Origin of the sequence: Nonomuraea basaltis (assembly GCF_005893125.1) — a bacterium.
In the GTDB taxonomy this organism is placed as follows: domain Bacteria; phylum Actinomycetota; class Actinomycetes; order Streptosporangiales; family Streptosporangiaceae; genus Nonomuraea; species Nonomuraea basaltis.
On record NZ_VCJS01000170.1, the window covers coordinates 18,386 to 27,323 of the forward strand.

Annotated in this window: 5 protein-coding genes and 1 pseudogene; 3 read left to right on the forward strand and 3 right to left on the reverse strand. The window is 72.0% G+C overall.

Annotated features, from left to right (window positions below; genetic code table 11):
- Positions 1-66: 66 nt before the first annotated feature.
- Positions 67-1,107 carry an aldo/keto reductase gene (locus tag EJK15_RS49325; protein WP_138717391.1) on the reverse strand — a complete coding sequence of 347 codons (1,041 nt, stop codon included), beginning with the start codon at positions 1,105-1,107 and terminating at the stop codon, positions 67-69.
- 359 nt (positions 1,108-1,466) lie between these two features.
- A complete protein-coding gene (locus tag EJK15_RS49330; RefSeq protein WP_127933449.1) occupies positions 1,467-2,690 on the reverse strand; it encodes a GNAT family N-acetyltransferase in 1,224 nt (407 codons plus the stop codon).
- A gap of 67 nt (positions 2,691-2,757) precedes the next feature.
- Between EJK15_RS49330 and EJK15_RS49335 the strand changes: the two genes are divergently transcribed.
- Both EJK15_RS49335 and EJK15_RS49340 read left to right on the forward strand, forming a co-directional pair.
- Positions 2,758-5,523 carry a helix-turn-helix transcriptional regulator gene (locus EJK15_RS49335; protein ID WP_171074977.1) on the forward strand — a complete coding sequence of 922 codons (2,766 nt, stop codon included), beginning with the start codon at positions 2,758-2,760 and terminating at the stop codon, positions 5,521-5,523.
- 20 nt (positions 5,524-5,543) lie between these two features.
- Complete coding sequence (locus tag EJK15_RS49340) at positions 5,544-7,241, forward strand: hypothetical protein (protein WP_138717393.1); 1,698 nt, start codon at positions 5,544-5,546, stop codon at positions 7,239-7,241.
- A 141-nt stretch (positions 7,242-7,382) separates the two neighbouring features.
- Here the strand turns inward: EJK15_RS49340 and EJK15_RS49345 are convergent, their stop codons facing one another.
- Entirely contained in the window at positions 7,383-8,015 is a 633-nt protein-coding gene (locus EJK15_RS49345; protein ID WP_171074978.1) for a Tn3 family transposase, read from the reverse strand.
- On the opposite strand from EJK15_RS49345, the pseudogene EJK15_RS49350 reads away from it, so the two are divergent.
- Positions 7,968-8,765 (forward strand): annotated as a pseudogene (locus EJK15_RS49350) (tyrosine-type recombinase/integrase); the annotation flags it as partial. The gene EJK15_RS49345 and the pseudogene EJK15_RS49350 sit on opposite strands and share 48 nt — an antisense overlap.
- Positions 8,766-8,938: the final 173 nt, after the last annotated feature.

Genomic DNA, 8,938 nt, shown 5'->3' on the forward strand with positions numbered 1-8,938 from the left:
CCTGACTGGTGAGCAGGACGCCGAACTCCGGCTCGGTGGGCGGCGGGTCGCCGGAGGCGCCACGGATCATGGTGATCTCCGACCAGGTCGTGCGGACTTCCTCGCTGCGCAGGAGCCGCGCAAGCTGGATGAGTTCGCCGATCTGCTCTCAACAGGGCCCTCGTCGCGCAGATCAGACCACAACCGGGCCGGGATGCGCGCTGAGAACGCGGTGGCATTGCGCCGCACCTCCTGCGCCGAGCGCATACCGACCACGATGCCCGCGACCGCGGGGTGGCGCAGCGGGAAGGCCATGGCGGCCTGGGGGACGGTCACGCCGTGCGCCTCGCAGACATCCGCGATGCGGTTGACCCGTTCCAGCAGCTCCGGGGCGGCGGGTGCGTAGTCGAACCGCGCCCCCTCGGCGGGCCGGTCGGTTGCCAGCAGACCGGAGTTGAAGACGGAGGCGGCCAGGACCGAGACTCCGCGTTCGGCGCAGGCGGGCAGCAGTTCGTCCAGGGCGGTGTGGTCCAGCAGCGTGTAGCGGCCCGACAGCATGACCACGTCCGCGTCGGTCTCCCGCACCAGGCGGGTCAGCTTGCCAGGGTGGTACATGCCCGCGCCGACGGCGCCGACCACGCCCTGGGAGCGCAGCTCGGCCAGTGCCGGGTAGCCGTCGCGCAGGGCAGTCTCGAAGTGCTCCTCGGCATCGTGCAGATACAGCACGTCGATCCGGTCGACGCCCATGCGGGTCAGCGAGTCCTCGACGCTGCGCAGGATGCCGTCGCGGGAGAAGTCCCAAACCCGGCGGTGCGTGGCCGGCACGGCGAAGCCCTCGTCCATCCGGCCGTTCGGATCCTGCGGGACCAGCAGCCGGCCGACCTTCGTCGACAGCGTGAACTCTGCCCGCGGCTTGCTGCGCAGCAGCTCGCCGATGCGGCGCTCAGAGTGCCCGATGCCGTAGTGCGGCGAGGTGTCGAAGTAGCGGATTCCCGAGTCCCAGGCGGCCGCCAGTGCCTGCGCCGCGGTGTCGTCGTCCAGCGGTTCGAACAGGCCGCCCAGCGGCCCGCCCCCGAAGCCCAGTTCGGTGACCTCCACCGTGCTGCGACCGAGGCGATGAGTGCGCATGTGACTTGTCTCCCTCGTGTGCGGTTCCGGCTTCCGGCCGGACATTATGATGTTCATGCCGATCTGATCCGCTTCGGCGCCCGGTGTGATGAGGACTCCGGTGAGACGGCCGTCCGAACCAGCACGTTCCGGGGACCAGGTCGTCGTGGCTCACCACCTCGGCGCCGTTGCGCGACGGTTGCCGCAGTCGGCTCCAGATGCGGCGAAGCCGCGGCACGTCCAACCGCCCCTCGCCTTCCCGGAAGCACTGCTCCATCCAGGGTCGCGGTGGGTGCGATCGTCGCCGCGTCCTGCGCCGCTGAAGCGCCGGCTCTCCAGTGGAGTCCGCCAGGCGACGTCCTTGGTCTCCAAAGCGCCCGTCAGAAGGCGGGGAAGGCCCAGCCCGAGGGGTGGAAGGGCTCGCGCTCGCCACGGAAGGCGAGCGAGGCGGCGGTGACCGCCCCGGGGCGCAGTTCCTCGACGCGGCCCGCGGCCGCCAGGGCCGCCAGGGTGGTGCCGCCCAGATAGGCCGCACCCAGCTCGGCGGAGGTCAGCCGCAGGCCCGGCCGGGCCTGGGTGCGTTCGCAGGTGACGGAGTCGCCGTCGGCCCACAGGTGGTAGCGCCCCGCGTTCCATGGGCAGAACGTGTCCTGAACCTCCAGGACCAAGTCCAGCGGAGTCGAGTAGCGGCGTGCCGCCAGCGCGCGGTCGACGTCCACCAGGCGGACCCAGAGGTTGTCGATCACGCTGGTGCGAGCCGCGCGCGGGTCGGTCAGCAGGTGCTTCAGCGGTTCGTCGACGGCGCCGTCATAGGTGAGGCCGGCGTGAGCGTCGAGGTCGATGAGGTAACGCCACAGGGCGGCGTAGGACTGCCTAGTGGTGGCCGCGACCTCGATGACCTGCACCAGCCGCGGCTTGGAGCGGTAGAAGACGTAGCCGCTGACCTCGCCGCCGGGCTCGGTGTGGACGGCGAAGCGCAGGGCCGTCCCGCCGTCGCGCGCGCGTTCGCCGTCGGCCAGCCGGGCCTCCCAGAACTTCTCCGTACGGTCCACCCAGCCGACCCCGGTACGGCGGGCGGTGTCGTAGACCTTCTCTAGCAGCGGCCGGGCCTGCCGGCGGTCGAGCAGGCGGATCGTCCCGTCGCCGAGGTCGGTGCCGGGCCTCAGGGCCAGGAGCTTCTTGTCCGCCTGGATCTCGGCCACGCAGCTGGCGACGCCGTACCCGAAGCGGCCATAGATCGTGGCCTCGGCGGCGTTGAGCGCGGCGATCGGCTCGCCGCCTGATTCGTGCAGGTCGGTGAGCTGCTTGCGCATCATCGCGGTGAGGATGCCGCGGCGCCGGTGGGTGGGCAGGACCGCGACGAGCGTGATGCCGGCGACGGGCGTCACCGCGCCGGGGACCGTCATGACGCGGCCGTAGATCGACGCACCGCCGACGATCTCCTCGCCGTCGTAGGCGGCGATCGTGCGTCCGGGCTCGATGGAGTCGGCGGCGTTCCGCAGGCCGCCCTCGTACCAGTCCTGGCCGTAGGTCGTGGTGATCATGCGAGCCCACGCGTCGAGCTCGTCGGCGCGGATCGTCCGCAGGGGGTAGGTCGCTGTCATGCTTCGAGAATGGCCGGGTAAACAGGCACCGCACATCGGGTGATCTGTGTATTTATATGCTGGCGTCGTGGTGGCGGAGCGCGTGGTCAGCCCGGTGTTCGTCGGCCGGGGCGAGGAGTTGTCGGCGCTGGTGGCGGCCCTGGACACGGCTGTCGGGCAGGGGCCGGCGGTGGTGCTGGTGGCCGGGGAGGCCGGGATCGGCAAGTCGCGGCTGCTCGCCGAGTTCGCGCGGTCGCTGGGCAGGGGCGTGCGGGTGGTCGAGGGCGCCTGCGCGGAGCTGGGCAGCGACGGCCTGCCGTACGCGCCGTTCGTGACGGTGCTGCGCAGGCTGATCCGGGTCGAAGGGGTGCTGCCGGGGCCCTACCGCCAGCTGGCCCGCTGGTTCCCCGAGCTCGGCGAGGCGGGCGACGCGGAAGGCGGCAAGCATCTGCTGTACGAGGAGGTCCTGACGCTGGTCGAGCGGGTGGCCGCGAACCAGCCGCTCGTCGTCTCGGTCGAGGACCTGCACTGGGCCGACGCCGCCACCCGCGAGCTGCTCGGCTTCCTGGCCAGGAACCTGACCCAGGCCGGCGTGCTCCTGGTGATCACCTACCGGCCGCCGGAAACTGGCGACGGACTGCTCGGGCCGCTGCTGTCCGAGCTGGCCCGCCGCCCGCGCACCACCACGCTGCGGCTGCATCGCCTGGACCGGCAGGGCGTGGGCCGGCAGCTGGCCGCGATCCTCGGCACCGAGCCGGACGCGGCCGCCGTACGCCGCGTACACGAACGCAGCGACGGCACCCCGCTGTTCGTCGAGGCGCTCGCCCGCGCCGGTGAACGGACCCCGGACAGCCTGCGCGACCTGCTGCTGCACGGCCCGCGGTCGCTTCCCGGCCCGGCGCGCGAGATGCTGCGCATCGCTTCGGCAGCGGGCGGCCGGGTCGGCCACCGGCTGCTGGCGCAGGTGGCCGGGCAGGACGGGACCGGGCTGGATGCCCTGCTGCGCGAGCTCGTCGACCGCAGCCTGCTCGTCACCGCAGGGGACGGCTACGACTTCCGCCATGCCCTGATCCGGCAGGCGGTGTACGAGGACCTGCTGCCCGGCGAGCGGGCGCGCCTGCACGCGCGCTACGCCGAGGCCCTGCGCGATTCCGGCGCCCACGCGGAGCTGGCCGCGCACGCCCACGCCGCCGGTGATCGCGGGCTGGCCTTGTCCGCCGCCTACCTGGCCGCGGGCCAGGCGCGCAGGTCCTACGCCTACGAGGAGCAGGTCCGCATGCTCGACCAGGTCCTCGAACTCTGGGACCCGCAGGCGCGGCTGGGCGTCGACAGGATCGACGTACTGACCGGCGCGGCCGAGGCGTGCATGCTCAGCGGCGACTACGCTCGCGGGGTCGAGTACGCCAGCGCCGGGCTGGCCGCCGTGGACGAGCGGCGCGAGCCCGAGCGGGCCGCCCAGCTGCTGGAACATCGAGGCAGGCTGCGGCACCGGCTGGAGGCGACCGGCGTCTCCGACTGGGAACGAGCCCTGGAACTGGTGCCCGCCACCCCCGGCGGCGTTCAGCGAGGGCGGCTGCTCGGCGTGCTGGCCATGGGCCTGCTGCCGGAGGTGGACCGGGCTCGCGAGCCGTTCGAGGAGGCGCTCACCATCGGTCGGCGTACCGGCGATGCCACGGTCACGGTCCGTGGGCTGCTGGGCGTCGGGTCCATGACGGGCGACCTCGGGATGCTAGCGCAGGCCCGCACGCTGGCCGATCGGCTCGACGGCCACGACCTGCTCATGACCGTCCCGATGTACGAGGCGACGCTGCACACCAAGGCCGGTGACCACGACCGTGGCATCGAGGCGGCCCGCGACGGCATCCGCCACGCCCGCCGGTACGGGCTGGGCCGCAGCCGGGGCGCCGAGCTCGCGCGCTTCGCCGGACACAGCCTGATCCTGGCCGGGCGGTGGGACGAGGCCGCCGCCGTGCTGGAGGAGAGCCTCCAGGAGGACCCGCCACCGCTGCCGCGGCAGGCCCTGCGCGTGCTCGCCGGCTACCTGTCGCTGCTGCGCGGAGACTTGGCCAGGGCGGCCGACGCCGCGGCGGCCGTGGAGCACACCGGCAACGGGGGCCTGTTCCCCCGCTATCAGCTGCTCTGCCTGCTCGCCGTCGCCCAGGGCAACCACGAGAGGGCAGACCTGCTCCTGGACCGGGCGCTGGCCGACCCGGCGCTCACCCGGATCTACAGCAGCGACGCCCGGCCGGTCCTGGTCGCCGGCGCATTGGCGCAGCGGGCCCGGCTCGCGCACGGCGACGGCAGGGACCTACGGCAGCGGGTCGCGAAACGACAGGCCGAGCTCTCCGCGGCCGATACGGCGCTCGGCGTGGACGGGCCGCTCGACCGAGCTTGGCAGATCATGCTGCGCGCGCTTATCAAGGACGACGGCTGGGACCACGCCGCGGGTGCCTGGCGGGAGCTGCGGCAGCCGTACGAGCTGGCGCTGAGTCTGTTCCACGGCGCGCGAGCCGCGCTGGCGGCGGGCGACCGGCCCGGGTCAACGGCCCGCCTCAGGGAAGCCGCGTGGCTGGCCGAAGACCTGGGCGCCGCGCCGCTCACCCGCGAGATCGCCCTGCTCGGGCGGCCCCGACCGGCTCAGGGTGGGCTCACGGAGCGCGAGCGTGACGTGCTCAGGTTGATCGCCGAGGGCCAGAGCAACCGGCAGATCGCCGCCCGGCTGCACATCTCACCGAGTACGGCGGGGGTGCATGTCTCCCACATCCTGACGAAACTGGGCGCGGCGACCCGCACCGAGGCGGCGGCCATCGCGTTCCGTGAGGGGCTGGCGGGGGTCCTTCCCCGCTTAGCTTGACGTTTACCTTTCCTGGTCCGGTGACCGTTTCGACGCGCTTGGTGGCCTTGCCCACATCGTGCTGCGGGCAAGACTGGCCTGGTCGGATCTACAGCGTCAACGAATGTGACACCAAGCCCGGTTCGCCGTTCCACTCCTACTGGCAGGCCGTCCTCTCCGAGCCCCTGCGCCGAGATCTGCACCCCCGGCGGGGCGGCGCGCTCCCCGCGGAACCGAGCGTCTCCGACCGGTCGCTGGGCGAGGTCTCGCCCAGCGACACCGTCGACCCCGGCGCCGCGAACGTGGCGGCGAAGCTGGCCGAGAAGCACTGCGGCCACATCGAGGCGGTGCTGTCGGCGGCTGTGAGCGACCCGGCCCTGGTCGCGCACGCGCGGGCGTACCTCAGCGGCGCTGACGACCCCGCCGGGGCGGCGGCGATCGCATCGATCGTCGACCGCGCGCAGAACGGGAACAAGACGCCGCGAACCTTCACCGACGGGTGGATCGCCTCCTGCGGGCTCGCCTTCGCCGCCTGCGCGCTCGCCGAACTGAGCGGCATCGCCTCCTCTGCGGAAGACCTGCGCCCGCTGGACTCCCTCCGGCAGGTCGACTCTGTGAGCCTGCGCCGGGTCCGGGGCCTGCTGGCCTTCTGCCCCGAGGAGGAGTACCGGCGGGCGGTGGAACGGCTGGCCGCGCACCGCGGCACCCGCTCCCGGCGGCTCGTCGTCTCCTACCTGGTGCCCACCCGGCACGACTGGGTGGACGAGTGCTGCGCCGACCCGCCGTCCGCCGAATGGGGCTTGAACGCCTTCTACCGCGAACGACTGTGGGCGTCGGTGGGCACGCCGCGGCACCTCGAACTGCTCGGCTGGAGACTGGAGGAGTCCGACTTCGACGCGTTCACGTACGGGATGCGCGCCACGATGGCCGACGGCTTGGGGCCGGCAGCCGCCCCGGTCCTGGTCGACGCCTGGGACCGGCTCAGGATCTACAAGCCGTGGCGGGAGCGGTTCGTCGAGCTGATCTCCCTGATTCCGAGCGACGAGGCGTTCAAGCTGCTGCTGGAGCGGTACGAGCGGGAGTTCGCGGGTGAGTACCTGCTCGCGGCGATGGAGCGCTTCCCCGTGCGGGCGGCGCGGGTGCTGTCCACGGTGGCTGCGAGCGACTCGACGTCGGCGCTCCTGGCCGCCGGGCTGCTTCGCATGCACCTCAAGGCGCATCCGGAGCTGCCCGGGCCGGACCCGGCGCCGCGGGTCCCGGACGCGCCCGGCGAGGACGTCCCGGCGGTGCTGACCGCGCCGGGGCGGGCGGCCCGGCTGCCCGCGTACGCCGATCCCGATGTCCTGCCGCAGGTGCTGCTCAAGGGCGGCGGCCGGGCCCTGCCCGCCGACGCGACCAGGAGGCTCGTCGCGCTGGCCAAGAAGCCGGACGAGCGGCTGGACGCGGTCCGCGAGGCCTGCGACCGGCGTTCGCTGGCCGACCTGGGCTGGGCGCTGTTCCTGCACGGCGACGCCTGGGCACTGCCCGCGCTGGGATGGCTCGGCGACGGCCGGACGGCCCGCGACCTGGCCGCCCTGATCCCCGGCTGGGTAGCGCGGGGCACCAGGGCCCGCGCGGTCAAGGCTGTCGACGCCATCGCCCGGATCGGCACCGCGGAGGCGCTGGAGGTGCTGGACGAACTGGCGGAGACGGTCCCGGACCACGCGGTCCGGGACGCTGCGGCGAGGGCGCGCCCGTAACCACTCAGGTGCACCCGAGACGCGGTGGCACGCCCGTACCGCCCGCAGAGATCGCCGCCGGCGCGCCTGGCCTGCCGATCCGGCAGTAGACGGCGGGGCCGACAGGGCTGAGCGGTGCCAGCCCTGGCCCAACCCCGTGCGTCACGGGGCGCTGGGCCGCCCGAGCGGAACACCGTCCAACTCCAGGTGCCGATTCATGTCGAGCTCGAAGCGGCCATACAGGTTCAGGTGGGACCAGAACAGGCCCGACAGCCCGCGCCGGTCGGCCGGGCTCAGCCGTTTTCGCCAGGCCGGATCGCGCAGCACGATCTGGATCAGGTGTGTGTTGAGGTAGGTGATGGCGGCGGCGATCAGGTGCAGCGCCAGCGCGGACACTTCAACGTTCTCGCGGTCGTCGCCGGTCAGGTCGCCGGCCTTGCCGTAGAACAGGTCCTTGCTGGCGGAGTTAAAGTTCTCCACCACGTTCAGGCCCTCGTTGATCTCTCTCCTGAGTTCCTCGTCCGCAAGGTAATCGCAGATGAAGATCGTCCGGATGACGCGGCCGAGCTCCTCGATCGCCTGGTAGGTGGGGTGCTTGGGGCCGCCGCGGGTGAAGCGGCGCAGCATCTGGTGCGACTCGGCGGTGTGCAGCCGCAGCGCGGTCGCGTACTTGATCTCAGTTACTTGGAATGTGACCTTCCGGGCGATCTTGTCCGGTACGGTCTCGCCGGTAGCTGAGGAGAGTCGGTGGACGCTGTCGTACTCGAGAAGAAGTGGCCCGTCCTGGAGCGGCACCAGCAAGCGGCCGGGTGGCTGCGGATCTGGACCGATCTGGGACGGGCACCCCGCACGATCGACGCCTACGCACGTGGGCTCGCCGAGTATCTGCAGGTATGCGAGCGGGAGGGCGTTGACCCGGTCACGGCGAACCGGGCGCACGTGGCGGTGTTCGTCCGTGAACTGGTCACCCGGCCGAGTCATCGCGGCGCGAACGTGGTGTCGATCGACTCGGGGGCCGGGCTGTCCAACGCCACGATCCAGCAGCGACTGGTCGCGGTCAGGCTGTTCTACGACCACCTCATCGAGGAGGGGCTGCGCGAGTCCAACCCGGTCGGGCGCGGAAAATACACGCCCGGACGCCACTTCGGCGGCCACGAGCGCGGTCTTATCCCGCGACTTATCAAGCTGCCGTGGATCCCCGACGAGAAGCAGTGGCGGCAAGTCCTGGCCACCGCGGCGGACGAACCGATCCGCAACCGGGTGATGCTCGCGCTGGCCTACGATGCCGCGCTGCGCCGTGAAGAGCTGTGCCTGCTGGGCACCGAGGATCTTGACCCTGCGCAGCGAACCCTTCGGATAAAGGCGGAGAACACCAAGAACCGGCTGGAACGGGTGGTGCCGTACTCGGCGCCCACTGGCGTGCTGCTGTCGAACTACCTGGCCCACCGAGCGACGATCAGCCGGGCTCGCGGCCAGCTGTTCTTGTCGGAGTCGCGCCGCAACTACGGGCAGCCGGTGACGCTCTGGACCTGGTCGAAAGTCGTACGACGGATCGCCGTCGACGCCGAGGTACCGCAGTTCTCCACCCACAGAGGCCGTAAGGAAATAAGGCGTTGCTTTGTGATCTTCGGCTCGTTGGGAGGATATGGCCATTCCGAGCGAGGTCCGCGAGCAACTCTCGGTGAAGTTCGATGTGCTGCTGCCCCATCTGAACGAAC